1 protein-coding gene is annotated in these 17765 nt (G+C 75.2%); it reads left to right on the plus strand.

From position 1 onward, the window contains the following. Positions 1-67 precede the first annotated feature (67 nt). Positions 68-17668: a non-ribosomal peptide synthase/polyketide synthase gene (locus tag AB0B33_RS27485; RefSeq protein WP_360776938.1), complete on the plus strand. Its 17601-nt coding sequence runs from the start codon at positions 68-70 to the stop codon at positions 17666-17668. Positions 17669-17765: the final 97 nt, after the last annotated feature.

Genomic DNA, 17765 nt, shown 5'->3' on the forward strand with positions numbered 1-17765 from the left:
ACTCCCCCTCCCCGGGCCCGCCGTGCCGGCGGGCTCCTCAGCCTGCGCCCGGAAGGTACGACCGACGATGACCGTGCAAGACACCCCGGCGAGAACCGGGGTCCTGACCGAGCTGTTCGCCGCCCGGGTCCGCGAAACCCCCGGCGCCGTCGCGGTGGACGGTGCCGATCGGCTCACCTACGCCGAGCTGGCCGAGCGCGCCGAGCGGCTCGCCGCCCACCTGCTCCGGCTGGGACTGTCCCCGGAGGACCGGGTCGGGTTGCTGCTGCGGCGCTCGGCCGAGCTCGTCGTCGCCGAGCTGGCGGTCGTCCTGGCCGGTGGCGCCTACGTGCCGCTCGACCTGCGGGCCCCCGACGACCGGCTCCGGCTGGTGCTCGCCACGGCCGGGGTTTCGGTGCTGGTGACCGACGAACCCGAGCGCGCCGCCCGCGTCCACGGTGGACCCGTGGTCGTCGCCGGGCAGGAACTCCCGGAGCGGGACCGCGCACTGCCCGATGTGGACGGTGACCGGCTGGCCTACCTCATGCACACCTCGGGCTCGACCGGCGCGCCGAAGGGCGTGGCGGTCCGGCACCGGGACGTGGCGGCGCTCGCCGCGGACCGCCGGTTCGCCGGCGACGCGCACCGCCGGGTGCTGCTGCACTCGCCGGCCGCGTTCGACGCGACGACGTACGAGCTGTGGGTACCGCTGCTGAGCGGCGGCACGGTGGTCGTCGCCCCGCCCGGCGACTTGGACGTGGAGACCCTGCGCGGCCTCGTCGAGCGGCACGCCGTCACGGCGCTCTGGCTGACGGCCGGGCTCTTCCGGGTCGTGGCGCAGGAAGCGCCGGACTGCTTCCGCGGCGTGCGGGAGGTCTGGACCGGCGGGGACGTCGTCCCGGCCGCGGCCGTGCGGCGGGTGCTGGGCGCCTGCCCCGGCCTCACCGTCGTCGACGGGTACGGCCCCACCGAAACCACGACTTTCGCCACCAGCCACCGGATGCCGTCGGCGGACCGGGTGCCCGACGCGGTCCCGATCGGCCGCCCGCTCGACGACGTCGGCGTGCGGGTGCTGGACGCCGCGCTGAACCCGGTCCCGCCCGGCGAACCCGGCGAGCTGCACCTGGCCGGGGCCGGGCTGGCCCGCGGCTATTGGGCGCGGCCCGGTGCGACCGCGGACCGGTTCGTGGCCGACCCGGCCGGGGCGCCCGGCGAGCGGATGTACCGCACCGGCGACCTGGTGCGCCACAACGCCGAAGGCGAGCTCGAGTTCCTCGGCCGCGCCGACGACCAGGTCAAGGTCCGCGGCTTCCGCGTCGAACTCGGCGAGATCGAGACCGTGCTCGCCGCCGCGCCCGGTGTCGCCGAGGCCGTCGTCGTGGCCCGGGAGGACCGGCCCGGCGCCAAGCGGCTGGTCGGCTACGTCGTCGCGGCTCCCGGCGCCGTGCTCGGCGACCTGGGGGACGTCGTCGGCGCGGCCCTGCCGGACTACATGGTGCCGTCGGTCTTCGTCGTCCTCGACGCGCTTCCGTTGAGCGGCAACGGGAAGGTTGACCGCCGGGCGCTGCCCGCGCCGCCCGCGGACCCGGGCGAGCGCGGCGCCGAACCGCGGACCGAGGCCGAACGCGAGGTGGCCCGCGTGCTGGCCGGCGTGCTGGGCGTACCCGGCCTCGGCGCCGACGACGACTTCTTCGCCATCGGTGGCGACTCGATCCTCGCCGTGCAGGCGTTGTCGCGGTTGCGCCGCACGTTCGGCGTAAGGCTTTCAGCGCGGGCGGTGTTCGACGCGCCGAGCGTCGCCGGGCTGGCCCGGCTGATCGAAGACGCGCCGCGCGCCGACGACGCGGCGATCCCGGTCACCCCGCCCGCCGAGGTGCTCCCGCTGTCCCCGGCCCAGCGGCGCCTGTGGTTCCTCGACGAGCTCGTCGGCAGCAGCGCCGAGTACAACACCGCCGTCGGGCTCACGCTGTCCGGCCCGCTCGACGTCGACGCCCTGCGCGGGGCACTCGCCGCGTTGTGCGCCCGCCACGAGTCGCTGCGCACGACGTTCGACGCGGTCGACGGCGAAGGCGTCCAGCGGATCGCCCCGGCCGGCGAGATCCCGTTGCGCCTGGCCGGAACCCCGGCGGACGACGACGTCCTCGCGGCCGAGCTGGGCACCCCGTTCGACCTGCGCACCGGGCCGCTGACCCGGGCCGTGCTCTACCCGCAGAAACCGGGCGAGCACCTGCTCGTGCTGTGCCAGCACCACATCGTGACCGACGGCCGGTCGATCGGCATCCTGACCGGCGAACTCCTCGACCTGTACGCCGGAGCCACCCTACCGCCGCTCCCGCTGGGTTACGGCGACTACACGCGCTGGCAACATCAGTCCGAAGTGGACAGCCAGGCCACGTACTGGCGCGAACGGCTCGACGGCCTCGAGCCGCTCGGTGTGCCGACCGACCGCCCACGCCCCGCGCAGCGCGACACCGCGGGCGCCGTCCACCACCACGACCTGCCCGCCGGTCTCGTGCACCGCCTCACCGAAGCCGGCCGTCCGCTCGGGGCGACGCCGTTCATGACGCTGACCGCGGCCGTGCAGCTGCTCCTGGCGGCCTACGGCGGCCAGCGCGACATCGCCGTCGGCACCGCCGTGGCCGGGCGAGACCGGCCCGAACTCGAAGCGCTGACCGGGTTCTTCGTCAACACCCTCGTGCTGCGGTCCGCTGTGGACGGTGACCGGCCGTTCACGGACTTCCTCGCCGCGTTCCGGGAGACCGTGCTGGAGGCGTTCGCGCACGGCGACGTCCCCTTCGACCGCGTGGTCGAGGAGGTCCAGCCCGACCGCGACCCGTCGCGGACGCCGCTGGTGCAGGCCGTGGTCGTGCTGCAGACGCCGCTGGTCCGACCGCGCGAGGTGGCCGGGCTGCGGGTGCGCGAGCACGACCTGCCGCGCCCGTCCGCCCGGTTCGACCTGGTGATCGAGTTCTGGCCGCGCGAGGACGGCCTGCGGGTCACCGTGGAGTACGCCACCGCGCTCTTCGACGCGGCCACGATCGCCCGGCTGACCGCGAGCCTCGAAGTGCTCCTCGAAGGCATCGCCGCCGACCCCGCCCGCGCGATCGGCGCGCTCCCGCTGCTCACCGCGGACGACCGCCGGTTCCTGCTCCCGGCCGCGGTGGACGACCCGCCGGGGGACACCGTCACGGACGTCTTCGACCGCGTCGCGGCGAGCCGGCCCGAGGCACCCGCCGTGCGCTGCGGCGACATCCGCTGGGACTACGGCGAACTGCGTGTCCGAGCCGACCGGCTCGCCGGGCGCCTGGCCGGGCTCGGCGTCCGCCCCGAGGACCGCGTCGGCGTGCTGATGGACCGTTCGGCCGACCTCGTCGTCGCCCTGCTGGCGATCCTCAAGGCCGGCGGCGCCTACCTCCCGCTGGACCTGCGCGCCCCGGAAGACCGGCTGCGGCTGCTGCTCGACGGGACCGATCTCCTGCTCACCGACGAGCGGTGGCACGGCACCGCGACGACCGTCCACGACGGACAGACGCTGATCGTGTCCGATGTGGACGAGCCGGCGACCGCTCCCGACGTCGCGATCGACCCCGAGAACCTGGCCTACGTCGAGTACACCTCCGGGTCGACCGGACTGCCCAAGGGGGTCGCGGTCCGGCACGCCGACGTCGTGGCGCTGGCCGCCGACCCGCGGTTCGCCGGTGGCGCCCACGAGCGCGTGCTGGTGCACTCGCCGCTGGCGTTCGACGCGTCCACCTACGAACTCTGGGTGCCGCTGCTGACCGGCGGCACCGTCGTCGTCGCCCCGCCGGGTGACCTCGACGCCGACGTCGTCCGGACGCTCACCGCGGCCCACGGCGTCACCGCGATGTGGCTCACGGCGGGGCTGTTCCGCCTGTTCGCCGAGGACGCCCCGGACTGCTTCACCGGGCTGCGGGAGGTCTGGACCGGCGGGGACGTCGTCCCGCCCGACGCCGTGCGCCGCGTCCTGGCCGCCTGCTCCGGCCTGGCCGTCGTCGACGGGTACGGCCCGACCGAGACCACGACGTTCGCGACGTCCTTCCGGATGACCGGCGCGGTGCCCGAAACCGTGCCGATCGGTACTCCGCTGGACGGCATGCGCGGGTACCTGCTGGACGAGCACCTGCGCCCGGTGCCGCGCGGCGCGCTCGGCGAGCTCTGCATCGCCGGGCCCGGCCTCGCCCGCGGGTACGCCGGCCGGCCCGGCGCGACCGCCGACCGGTTCGTCGCCTGCCCGTTCGGGATCCCCGGCGAGCGGATGTACCGCACCGGCGACCGCGCCCGGTGGCGCACCGACGGGACCCTCGAATTCGCCGGCCGCGCCGACGACCAGGTCAAGATCCGCGGCTTCCGGGTCGAACCGGCCGAGGTGGAACGCGCGCTGGCCGCCGAACCCGCGGTGGCGCAGGCCGTCGTCGCGGTGCGGGTCACCGGCGGCCGCAAGCGGCTGGTCGGTTACGTCGTGCCGGCCGGGGAGACCACAGTGGACACCGAGGCGCTGCGCGGCGCGCTGGGACGCACGCTGCCGGACTACCTGGTGCCCTCGGCCATCGTCGTGCTGACCGCATTGCCCTTGAGCGCCAACGGCAAGGTCGACCGGCGCGCGCTGCCGGAACCGGTGTTCGAGGCCGGTGGCCGCGCGCCCCGCACCGAGCGGGAGGCCGTGCTCGCCGGGATCTGGGCGGAGGTGCTCGGCGTCGACCGCGTCGGCGTCGACGACAACTTCTTCGCACTCGGCGGCGACTCGATCCTCAGCATCCAGGTCAGTGCCCGCGCCCGGCGGGCCGGGCTCGCGGTGACCACCGCCGACCTGTTCCGGCACCAGACGATCGCGGCACTGGCCGCGGTGGTCACCGAGGCCGGGGCGGCCCCGGTGCGCGGGCCGGTGTCCGGCGCCGTCGTCCCGACCCCGATCCAGCGCTGGTTCTTCGAGACCGCGCGGGTGCCGGAGCGGTTCGACCAGGCGATCGCGGTCGAGCTGACCGAGGACGTCGACGTGGCGGCGCTCACCGCGGCGATGGCCGCGCTGGCGGAGCACCACGACGCCCTGCGGACCCGGTTCACCCGGGACGGCGGCACGTGGCGGCTGCACAACGACGCCGCCGGCGAGGGGCGTTCGCTGCTGCGCTGGTCGCTGTCGGGCCGCGTGCTGCACCTGGCCGCCCACCACCTCGTCGTCGACGGGGTCTCGTGGCGGATCCTCCTGGAGGACCTCGAAACCGCTTACCGCGGCGAGGACCTCGGGCCGCGCACCACCTCGGTCCAGGAGTGGGCCGCCCGGCTGGCCGCGCACGCCGACGCCGGGGGCTTCGACGACGAACTGGACCACTGGCGAGCCTTGCCCGCCGTCACCCCGCTGCCGGTCGACGGCACCGGGCCCAACAGCGTCGCCCAGGAGCGCGCGGTCACCGTCCGGCTGTCGGCCGAGGAGACGCGGGCCTTGCTGCGGCAGGTCCCGGACGTCTACCGCACGCAGGTCAACGACGTCCTGCTGGCCGCGCTGGGCCGGGTCCTGCGGGACTGGACCGGCGAGGTGCCGGTGATCGACCTCGAAGGCCACGGCCGCGAAGAGCTGTTCGACGGCGTCGACCTGTCGCGGACGGTCGGCTGGTTCACCAGCATGTTCCCGGTCGCCCTCGACGTCCCCGAGGACTGGGGCGAGGCGCTGAAGTCGGTGAAGGAGCAGCTGCGCGCGGTTCCCCGGCGGGGGATCGGCTACGGCGCGCTGCGGTACCTCACCGCCACCGCCCCGGCCGTCGACCCGCAGGTGAGCTTCAACTACCTCGGCCGGTTCGACCTCCCCGGTGACTTCTACGCGGGTCCGCCCGGCGACGTGTCTCTGGACGCCGACCTCGCCGACCGCCGCCCGCACCTGCTCGACGTGGTCGGCCAGGCCGACGGCGACACCCTCGGGTTCACCTGGCACTACGCGGAAAACGTGCACGACGAGGCCACCGTCGCGCGGCTCGCCGAGAGCTTCCTCGACGCCTTGCGCGCGATCATCCGGCACTGCGCCGAGCCGGGCGCGGGCGGCCGCACGCCGTCGGACTTCCCGCTCGCCGGGCTCGACCAGGCCGGGGTGGACGCGCTGGGCGACGGCGTCGAGGACGCCTACCCGCTGACCCCGATGCAGGCCGGGATGGTCTTCCACGGCCTGGCCCGCCGCGGCGACCGCAACTACTTCGAACAGATCTCCTTCACCCTCGACGACGTGTCCGACCCACGGCGGCTCGGCGAGGCCTGGCAGCGGGTCGTCGACCGGACGCCGGTGCTGCGCAGCCGGATCGTCTGGGAGGGCGTACCGCAGCCGCTGCAGATCGTCCAGCGGAGCGCGGAAGTCCCGGTGTCCTACCCGGACTGGTCCACAGTGGACGCCGACGCGGAGCTGCGGCGGCTGCTGGCCGGCGACCTCGCCGACGGGCTCGACCTGACGCGGGCGCCGCTCATGCGGCTGGTCATCGCGAAGGACTCGGCCACCTCGGTGCGGGTCGTGTGGACGTTCCACCACGTGCTGCTCGACGGCTGGAGCGTCTTCGGCGTCCTGTCCGACGTCCTCGCCGTGCTGCGCGGTGCGGAGCCGCCCGCGCGGCGGCCGTTCCGCGACTACGCCGCCTGGCTCGCCGCGCAGGACGACGAGCGCGCCGAAGCGCACTGGCGCGCCGAACTCGCCGGCGTGGCGCCGACGCCCCTGCCGGGCGGCCGGACCGCCACCCGCGCGCACACGGCCAGCTCCACCGGCCGTATCCCGGTCGAGCTCGACGACGAGGCTTCGGCCGCGGTCCAGGCGTTCGCGCGGCGGCACCACCTGACGGTCAACACCGTCGTGCAGGGGGCCTGGGCGGCGCTGCTGGCCCGCTACAGCGGCGAGGCCGAGGTGTGCTTCGGCGCCACGGTGTCCGGCCGCCCGGCCGAACTGCCCGGCGCGGACGACATCCCCGGCCTGTTCATCAACACGCTGCCGGTGCGGGTGCGCCTCGACCGCGACCGCGGGGTCGCGGACTGGCTGCGCGAGCTGCAGGCGAACCAGGCCGAGGCGCGCCGGTTCGGCCACCTCGGGCTGACCCGGCTGCAGGCCCTCGGCGAAAGCTCCGGGCAGAGCCTCTTCGACAGCATCGTCGTCTTCGAGAACTACCCCGCCGCCGAGGTACCCGGGCTGCGGGACGTGCGGGCGGCCGAGCGCACCAACTACCCGCTCGGCGTCGTCGCCTACCCGGGCCGCCGGCTGTCGCTGGTGCTGAACCACGACCCGGACCTGATCGGCCCCGCGCTCGCCGGGCGGCTGGCGCACCACCTCGCCGCGCTGGTCCGCGGGTTCGCCGCCGCCCCGCACGAGCCGGTGACCCGGATCCCGATGCTGTCGGCCGCCGAGACCCGGGAGCTGCTGGAAGACCGCAACGCGACGGCGTGCCCGATCCCGGAAGACACGCTGCCCGAGCTGTTCGCCGCCGCCGTCCGGCGGGACCCCGGCGCGGTCGCGCTGGTCACCGACGACGAGTCCGTCACCTACGCCGAGCTGGACGCGCGGTCGAACCGCCTGGCCCACCGGCTGCTCGAGCTCGGCGTCCGGCCGGAAGACCGGGTCGCGGTGCTGATGGGCCGCTCGCCCGCCCTCGTCGCCGCGGAGCTGGCGATCGTGAAGGCCGGCGGCGCCTACCTCCCGCTGGACCTGCGGGCCCCGGCCGAGCGGATGCGGCTGCTGCTGCGCGAGGCCGGTGCGGACGTCCTGGTGGCCGACGAGAAGTGGCTGGCCACGGCCGAAGACGTCCACAGCGGAGTGATCGTCACCGGCTCCGGCGACGCCCCGGCGACCCCGCCGGCCGTCCCGACCCACCGCGACCAGCTCGCGTACGTCATCTACACCTCGGGCTCGACCGGGACGCCGAAGGGCGTGGCCGCGCGCCACCGCGACGTCGCCGCGCTGGCGGCTGACCGGCGCTTCGCCGCGCACGACCGCGTGCTGCTGCACTCCCAGCAGGCGTTCGACGCCGCCACCTACGAGCTGTGGGTGCCGCTGCTCAACGGCGGCACGGTCGTGCTCGCCCCGCCCGGCGACCTCGACGTGCACACGCTCGGCCGGGTGCTCACGACCCACGGCGTGACCGGCGCGTTCCTCACCACCGGCCTGTTCCGGCTGGTCGCCCAGGAGGCACCGGAGGTCTTCGCCGGCGTCCGCGAGGTGTGGACCGGCGGGGACGCCGTGCCCGCGGTCGCCCTGCGCCGCGTCCAGGCGGCCTGCCCGGACACGCTCGTCGCCGACGTCTACGGGCCCACCGAGACCACGACGTTCGCGACCGTGCACCCGCTGCCCGGCGAGGTCCCGGACGTCGTGCCGATCGGCGCGCCGCTGGACAACACGCGCGTCTACGTCCTCGACGGCGAGCTCCGGCTCGTCCCGCCGGGCGCGCCCGGCGAGCTGCACATCGCCGGCGCCGGGCTGGCCCGCGGCTACCTCGGGCGCCCCGGCCTGAGCGCCGAGCGGTTCGTCGCGGACCCGTTCGGGCCGCCGGGGGAGCGGATGTACCGCACCGGCGACCTCGTGCGCTGGGACGACGAGGGCGCGCTCGAGTTCGTCGGCCGCGTCGACGAGCAGGTCAAGGTGCGCGGCTTCCGCGTCGAGCCGAGCGAGATCGAAGCCGCGCTGGGCGAGCACCCGGCCGTCGTGCAGGCCGCGGTGCTGGCCCGCGCGGACGGCGGCGTCAAGCGGCTGGTCGCCTACGTCGTCGGCGAGACCGAGGGCCTGGCCGAGTTCCTCGGCCGGACGCTGCCGGACTACATGGTCCCGGCCGCGTTCGTCCGCCTCGACCGCTTCCCGGTGAACGTCAACGGCAAGCTCGACCGCCAGGCCCTGCCCGCGCCGGACTTCGGCGGCCACGACCACGTCGCGCCGCGCACCGACCGGGAACGGGAGCTGACCGCGATCTGGGCCGAGGTGCTCGGCGTCGAACGCGTCGGGGCCACCGACGACTTCTTCGAGCTGGGCGGCGACTCGATCCTCAGCATCCAGGTGGTGTCCCGCGCCCGGCGCGCCGGGCTGGAACTGCTGCCCGGCGACCTGTTCACCCACCGCACCCCGGCCGCGCTCGCGGTGGCCGCCCGCGCCGCCGAGGAGGTCGCCGACCGCGGCCCGGTCAGCGGCCCGGTCCCGCTCACCCCGATCCAGCGCTGGTTCTTCGCGACCCAGACCGCCGAGCCGGCGCACTTCCACCAGTTCGTCCGCCTCGGGCCGGACCAGGTCGACGTCGCCGCGGCCCGCCAGGCCGTCGAGGCGCTGCTGGAGCACCACGACGCCCTGCGGATGCGGTTCACCGGCGAGCAGCAGGAGAACGGCCCGGTCGGCGCCGAGACCCCGTTGGTGCGCCTCGACGTTTCCGCGAGCGAAGTCCGCCTCGCCGTGCACCACCTCGTCGTCGACGGCGTTTCGTGGCGCGTGCTCGCCGAGGACTTCGACCGCGGCTACGCCCAGGCGCTGACCGGCGAGCCGATCGACCTCGGGCCGCGCACGACGTCGTTCCGCGAGTGGGCCACCCGGCTCACCGAGCACGCGGCGGCCGGCGGGTTCGACGACGAACTCGGCCACTGGCGCGGCCTGACCGGGGAGACCTCGGTCCCGGTCGACGGCGCCGGGCCGAACACCGTCGCCTCGATGCGCTCGGTCACCGTCCGGCTCTCCGCCGCGGAGACCGGAGCACTGCTGCGCGAGGTGCCCGCGGCCTACCGCACGCAGGTCAACGACGTCCTGCTGACCGCGCTCGGCCGGGTGCTGCGCGACTGGACCGGCGGGGTGCCCGTCGTCGACCTGGAAGGCCACGGCCGCGAGGACGTCTTCGACGGCGTCGACCTGTCGCGGACGGTCGGCTGGTTCACCAGCGTCTTCCCCGTCGCGCTGGACGTCCCCGACGACTGGGGCACCGCGCTCAAGTCGGTGAAGGAGCAGCTTCGCGCGGTGCCGCGCCGCGGCGTCGGCTACGGCGCCCTGCGGTACCTGAGCGGGACGGTCCCGGCGATCGACCCGCAGGTGAGCTTCAACTACCTCGGTCAGTTCGGCTCCGGCCGGCTGGAGTCCGACGAGAGCCCGCGCTCGGCACGGGCGCACCTGCTCGACGTCGTCGGCCGCGTCGAGAACGGCGAGCTGGAACTGACCTGGTACTACGCCGAAGGCGTGCACCGGGAGTCCACTGTGGAGCGCCTCGCCGCCGGGATGGCCTCGGCGCTGGGCGAAATCGTCCGGCACTGCGCGCAGCCGGACGCGGGCGGCCGGACGCCGTCCGACTTCCCCTTGCTGCGGCTCGATCAGTCCACTGTGGACGAACTGGCCGGGGACGGCCGGGCGGTCGAGGACATCTACCCGCTCACCCCGATGCAGGGCGGCATGGTCTTCCACGCCCTCGCCCAGCGCGAGGAGCGCGTCTACTTCCAGCAGGTCGCGTTCGTCCTCGAAGGCGTCACCGATCCCGGCGCGCTCGCCCGGGCGTGGCAGCGGGTCGTCGACCGGACGCCGGTACTGCGCACGCGGATCGTCTGGGAAGGCGTCCCGGAGCCGGTGCAGGTCGTGCAGCGGCAGGTCACCGTGCCCGTCACCCACCTCGACCGGCGGGGTGCCGAGCAGGACCAGGCCTGGCAGGACGTCGTCGCCGCCGACCGCGCCGAAGGCCTCGAGCTCACCGCGAGCCCGCTGCAGCGGCTGACCCTCGTGCGGCTCTCCGACACCGAAGTCCGCGTCCTGTGGACGTTCCACCACGTGCTGCTCGACGGCTGGAGCGTCTTCGGCGTGCTGTCGGACGTCTTCGCCGCCTACGCCGGTGGCGAGCTGCCCGAGCGGCCGCCGTTCCGCGACTACGTCGGCTGGCTCGCCCGCCAGGACGACGCCGAGGCGGAACGGTACTGGCGCGGTGAACTCGGCGACCTCGCCGCGCCCGCCCGGCTGCCGTTCGACCGGGCGCCGGCCCACGCCCACGCGACCCGCTCGTCGCAGTGGCTGCGCGTGCCGGTGGAAAGCTCGGCCCGGCTGCAGGACGCCGCCCGCCGCGCGGGCCTGACGATGAACACCGTCCTGCAGGGCGCGTGGGCGCTGCTGCTGTCCCGGCTGAGCGGCGAACGCGACGTCTGCTTCGGCACCACCGTGTCCGGCCGCCCGGTCGACCTGGCCGGCGCCGACGAGATCACCGGCATCTTCATCAACACCCTGCCGGTGCGGGTCACCGCGGACCGCGCGCCGGTCGCGGACTGGCTCGCCGCGCTGCAGGCCCGGCAGGTCGAGGCCCGCCGGTTCGGGCACCTGCCGCTGACGAAGCTGCAGGCGTGGAGCGGGACCACGGGGAGCCTCTTCGACAGCCTCGTCGTCTTCGAGAACTACCCGGTCGACGCGGCCGCGGGCGCGGCACAGGGGCTGCGGCTGCGCGACGTCGACGCCGCCGAGGCGACCAACTACCCGCTGAGCGTCGTCGCCTCGCCGGGGGAGCGGATCACCCTCGACGTCGGCTACGACCCGGACCTCTTCGACACCGCGACGGCCGAGCGGATCGCCCGGCAGCTCATCGGCGTCCTCGACGCCTTCGCCGAGGACCTGCGCCGCCCGCTCGACGGCATCGACCTGCTGACCGCGGCGGATCGCCACCAGGTGCTCGTCGCCTGGAACGACACCGCCCACCCGGTGCCGGACGGCACGCTGGCCGAGCTGTTCGCCGCGCAGGTGGCCCGGACCCCGGACGCCGTCGCGCTCGCCGGCGACGACGTCGAGATCAGCTACGCGGAGCTGGCCGAGCGCGCCGGTCGGCTGGCCCGGCACCTGGCGTCCCTCGGCGCCGGGCCCGAGACGGTCGTCGGCGTGCTGCTGGACCGCTCGCCGGACCTGGTCGTCGCCGAACTCGCCACCGTCCTGGCCGGGGCGGCGTACCTGCCGCTCGACACCCGGGCGCCGGCCCCGCGGCTGAAGACGCTGCTGACCGGCGTGCCGATCCTCGTCACCGACGAGAACCGCTCGGCGGCCGCCACCGAAGTCCACAGTGGACACCTGGTGGTGCCCGGCGGTCCGCGCGCGGAAGCCTCGCCGCGGCAGGCCGTTCCGGAGAACCTCGCCTACGTCATGTACACCTCGGGCTCGACGGGCAGGCCGAAGGGCGTGGCCGTGCGCCAGCGGGACGTCGTGGCGCTGGCCTTCGACCGGCGGTTCGCCGCGCACGAGCGGGTGCTGCTGCACGCGTCCCCGGCGTTCGACGCCTCGACGTACGAACTCTGGGTGCCGCTGCTGTCCGGCGGCACGGTCGTCGTCGCCCCGCCGGGCGACCTCGACGTCGAGACCTACCGGCGGATCATCGCCGAGCACCGCGTGCACGGCGCGTTCTTCACCGCGGGCCTGTTCCGGCTGCTGGCCCAGGAAGCCCCGGACACCTTCCGCGGGATGCGCGAAGTCTGGGCCGGGGGCGACGCCGTCCCCGCCGCCGCGGTCCGCCGGGTGCGGGAAGCCTGCCCGGAGACCGCCGTCGTCGACGGCTACGGCCCGACCGAGACGACGACGTTCGCGACGTCGCACCCGATGCCGGGCGCGGTGCCCGAAGCCGTCCCGATCGGGAAGCCGCTGGACAACATGCGGGCCTACGTCCTCGACGCGGACCTGCGGCCGGTGCCGCCGGGCGCGCCCGGCGAGCTGCACCTGGCCGGCGCGGGCCTGGCTCGCGGGTACTTCGGCGATCCCGGCCTGACCGCCGACCGGTTCCGGCCCGACCCGTTCGGGCCGCCGGGGGAGCGGATGTACCGGACCGGCGACCTCGTCCGCTGGAACGCCCGCGGCGAACTGGAGTACACCGGCCGCGCCGACGAGCAGGTCAAGGTCCGCGGGTTCCGGATCGAACCCGGCGAGATCGAGGCCGCGCTGGCCGCCCACCCGGGCGTCGGCCAGGCCGCCGTGCTGGCCCGGGAGGACCACGGGATCAAGCGGCTCGTCGCGTACTACACCGGGGAAGCGGACGACCTCGCCGCGTTCCTCGGCCGGACGCTGCCCGACTACATGGTGCCCGCCGCGTTCGTCCGGCTCGAGCGCTTCCCGTTGACCGTCAACGGGAAGCTCGACCGGCGGGCCCTCCCCGCACCGGAGTTCGGCGCGGCCGGCGCGCGCACCGCCCTCACCACCGAAGCCGAGCGGACGCTGGCCGCGATCTGGGCCGACGTCCTCGGCACCGGCGACCTCGGCGCCGACGCGAACTTCTTCGCACTCGGCGGCGACTCGATCCTCAGCATCCAGGTCGTGTCGCGGGCCCGCCGGGCCGGGCTGACCCTGCTGCCGCACGACGTCTTCCGGCACCCGACGCTGGCCGCGCTGGCCGCGCACGCCGGCGGTGAAGCCGGGCCGCGCGCCGAGCAGGGCCCGGTCACCGGCACGGCCCCGCTCACCCCGATCCAGCGCTGGTACTTCGCCACCCAGCCGGCCCGGTTCGACCAGCGCGTGGTGCTGGAGTTCGCCGAAGACGTCGACCTGCCCGCGTTGCGCCGGGCCCTCGACGCGGTCTGGGCCCACCACGACGCCCTCCGCCTGCGGTTCGAGCAGACCCCACGCGGACGCGTCCAGCACGGCGAACCGGTCTGGCCGGCGCGCTTGCTCACCGACGACGTCGATTTCGACGCCGGGCACGGGCCGCTGCTGGCCGCGGTGCTCGACGGGCGGCGGGTGCTGCTGGCCGTGCACCACCTCGTCGTCGACGGCGTGTCGTGGCGGATCCTCCTGGAGGACCTCGAAACCGCCTACCGCGGCGGCGAACTCGGGCCGAAGACGACGTCGTACCTCGACTGGGCCCGGCGGCTGGCCGGGCACGCCGAGGCCGGCGGGTTCGACGACGAGCTGGACCACTGGCAGGCGCTCCCGCCGGTGCCGCCGCTGCCCATCGACGGCGACGGGCCGGCCACGATCGACGGGACCGCCGAGGTGACCGTCCGGCTCACCGGCGACGAGACGCGCGCGCTGCTGCGGGACGTTCCCGACGTCTACCGCACGCAGGTCAACGACGTCCTGCTGGCCGCGCTGGGCCGCGTGCTGCACGACTGGACCGGCCACGCGCCGGTGATCGACCTCGAAGGCCACGGCCGCGAAGAACTGTTCGACGACGTCGATCTTTCGCGGACGGTCGGCTGGTTCACCACGATGTTCCCGATCGCCCTCGACGTCCCCGAAGACTGGGGCGAGGCGCTCAAGGCGGTGAAGGAGCAGCTGCGCGCGGTGCCGCGGCGGGGGATCGGCTACGGCGCTCTGCGGTACCTGACCGGCACCGCCCCGGACATCGATCCCCTGGTGAGCTTCAACTACCTCGGCCGCTTCGACGACACCACGGAGGGCTCGTTCCGGACCGGCGCGCTCGACGCCGACGTCGATCCCGACGCGCCCCGGACCCACGCGCTCGACGTGGTCGGCCGGGTCACCGGCGGGACGCTGGAGCTGACCTGGTCGCACGCCACCGGCCTGCACCACCGCGAGACGGTCGAGGCGCTGGCCGACCGGATGCTGGCCGCGTTGCGGGAGATCATCGCCCACTGCGCCGAGCCGGCCGCCGGCGGCCGCACGCCGTCGGACTTCCCGCTCGCCGCGCTCGACCAGGCGGGAGTGGACGAGCTGGCCGGCGACGGCCGGGCGGTCGAGGACGTCTACCCGCTCACCCCGATGCAGGGCGGGATGGTCTTCCACGGCCTTTCCCAGACCGAGCAAGGCATGTACGTCGAGCAGGCGACGTTCGTGCTCGACGGCGTCACCGACCCGGACCGGCTCGCCGAGGCGTGGCAGCGGGTCGTCGACCGCACCCCGGTCCTGCGCACGGCCTTCGTCTGGGCCGGCGTCGAGGAGCCGCTGCAGATCGTGCGGAACGGGGTGCGGCTGCCGGTCCGCCGGCTCGACTGGACCGGCCTCGACGCGGCCGCGGAACTGCCGCGGCTGCTCGCCGAGGACCGAGCGCGGGGGCTCGACCTCGCTGTCGCGCCGCTGATGCGGGTCACGCTCGCCCGGGTGTCGGCGACGGAAGTCCAGGTGCTGTGGACGTTCCACCACGTGCTGCTCGACGGCTGGAGCGTCTTCCAGGTGCTTTCGGACGTCTGCACCGCCTACGCCGGGCAGCCGCTGCCGACCCGGCCGCCGTTCCGGGACTACCTGGCCTGGCTGGCCGGGCACGACCAGGCGGAAGCCGAACGCTTCTGGCGCGCGGCGCTCGCCGGGGTCGAAGGCCCCACGCCGATCCCGGGCGACCGGGCGTCGGGGAGTGTTCCCTGCTCCTCCGAGTGGCTGCCGGTGCACCTGGCCGAAGCCGGGACCGCGCGGCTCGACGCGTTCGTCAAACGGCACGGCCTCACCCACAACGTCGTGCTGCAGGGCGCGTGGGCACTGCTGCTGGCGGCCTACAGCGGGCACGACGACGTCGTGTTCGGCGCGACCGCGTCCGGCCGCCCGGCCGAGATCGCGGGCGTGGACGAGATCACCGGCATCTTCATCAACACGCTGCCGGTCCGGGTCGCCGTCGACCGCGGTGCCGCGGTGGCCGGGTGGCTGGCCGCCCTGCAGGCCGCGCAGGCCGAGGCCCGCCGCCACGGCCACCTCCCGCTGGCCAAGGTCCAGGCCTGGGCCGGGCTGCCGGGCGGGGTGAACCTGTGCGAAAGCCTGGTGGTGTTCGAGAACTACCCGATCACCGCCGCCGAAGCCGGGCACGGGCTGACCGTGCGCGACCTGTCGGCGCGGGAGACGACCAACTTCCCGCTCACCGTCGTCGCTTCGCCGGGCCGCGAGCTGGCGGTCGACTTCGGGTACGACCCGGCGCTGTTCGACGCCGCCACGGCCACCCGGCTCGCCGGGCACCTGCTGACGCTGCTGCGTGAGCTGACCGCCGACGGCGACCGCCCGGTCGGCGCGGTCCGGATGCTCTCCCCGGCCGAGGACCGGCTGCTGCGCGAGTGGACGACGACCGGCGCGGAGCCGCCGTCGCGCTCGCTGCCGGAGCTGTTCGCCGAGCAGGTCCGCACCCGGCCGGACGCGGTCGCGGCCGTCCTCGACGGCTTCGCGATCAGCTACGCCGAGCTGAACCGGCGCGCGAACCGGCTGGCCAACCGGCTGGTCGGGCTCGGGCTGCGGCCGGAGGAGCCGGTCGGCCTCGCCGTCGGGCGGGCCGGCGCGGTGGTCGCCGAGCTCGCGGTGGTCAAGGCGGGCGGGGCCTACCTCCCGCTCGACACGCGCGCGCCTCTGGACCGGCAGCGGCTGCTGCTGGACGGCGTCCGGTTCGTCGTCGCGGAGGACGAGTACCCGCACGCGAACACGATCCTGCTGTCCTCCGTGGACGACGAGCCGGACACCGACCCGGTGGTCGCCGTCGACCCGGAGCAGATCGCGTACGTCATGTACACCTCCGGCTCGACCGGTACGCCGAAGGGTGTCGCGGTGCGCCACCGCGACGTCGCCGCGCTGGCCGCGGACGAGCGGTTCCGCGGCGGCGCGCACGAGCGGGTCCTGCTGCACTCGCCGCTGGCGTTCGACGCGACGACGTACGAGCTGTGGGTGCCGCTGCTGACCGGCGGCACGGTCGTCGCCGCGCCCGGTGACGGCGTCGACGAAGTGGCGTTGCGGGCGCTGATCCGTGAGCACCGGCTGACCGCGATGTGGCTGACCGCGGGCCTGTTCCGCGTGCTGGCGCAGGAAACCCCGGACTGCTTCGCGGGGCTGCGCGAGATCTGGACGGGCGGCGACGTCGTGCCCGCCGCCGCGGTGCGCCGGGTCCTGGCCGCGTGCCCGGGGCTGCGGGTCGTCGACGGCTACGGCCCGACCGAGACGACGACGTTCGCCACCGCGCACCCGATGGCCGACGTGGTCCCGGACCGGATCCCGATCGGCAGCCCGCTCGGCGGGATGCGCGCGTACGTGCTGGACCGCTCGCTGTGCCCGGTGCCGCCGGGCGTCCCGGGGGAGCTGTACCTCGCGGGCGCGGGCCTGGCCCGCGGCTACCGCGGCCGGCCCGGGCTGACCGCCGACCGGTTCGTCGCCGACCCGGCCGGTCCGCCCGGGGAACGCATGTACCGCACGGGGGACGTCGTCCGCTGGACGGCGGTGGGCACGCTGGAGTTCCTCGGCCGCGCCGACGACCAGGTCAAGCTGCGCGGCTTCCGCGTCGAACCCGGCGAGGTCGAGGCGGTGCTGGCCCGGCACCCGGCGGTGACGCAGGCGGCGGTCGTCGTCCGCGAGGACCAGCCGGGCGTCAAGCAGCTCGTGGCGTACGTGGTTTCGGACGCCGAAGCTTCGGAGTTGCGCGAGTTCCTGACCGGCGTGCTGCCGGACTACCTGGTGCCCTCGGCGTTCGTCGCACTGGACCGCATCCCGGTGAGCGCCAACGGCAAGCTCGACCGGCGGGCACTGCCGGCACCGGCGGCCGCCGCGACCGGGCACGTCGAGCCGGCGACCGACACCGAACGCGCCCTCGCGGCGATCTGGGCCGAGGTTCTCGGCACGGCCCGCGTCGGCGCCGAAGACAGCTTCTTCGCCCTCGGCGGCGATTCGCTGAAGAGCCTGCACATCGCGGCCAAGGCGAGCGCACTGTTCGCGGTCCGGGTGACCCCGGCCGACGTGCTCACCGCACGCACGGTCACCGGGCTCGCCGGCACCGTCGAGGAACTCATCCTGGGCGAGCTCGAAAGCCTCGCCTCCGACCAGGAAGCCTGAGGCGCCCATGACCGTGCGCCTCGTTCCGACGGCGGGCAAAGCGCCCCGATGTGGCGTTGGGTGCGTCCAACGCACCGAACGCAACATCGGGTGCGTC

This window comes from Amycolatopsis sp. NPDC049159 (assembly GCF_040648295.1).
Classification (GTDB): domain Bacteria; phylum Actinomycetota; class Actinomycetes; order Mycobacteriales; family Pseudonocardiaceae; genus Amycolatopsis; species Amycolatopsis pretoriensis_A.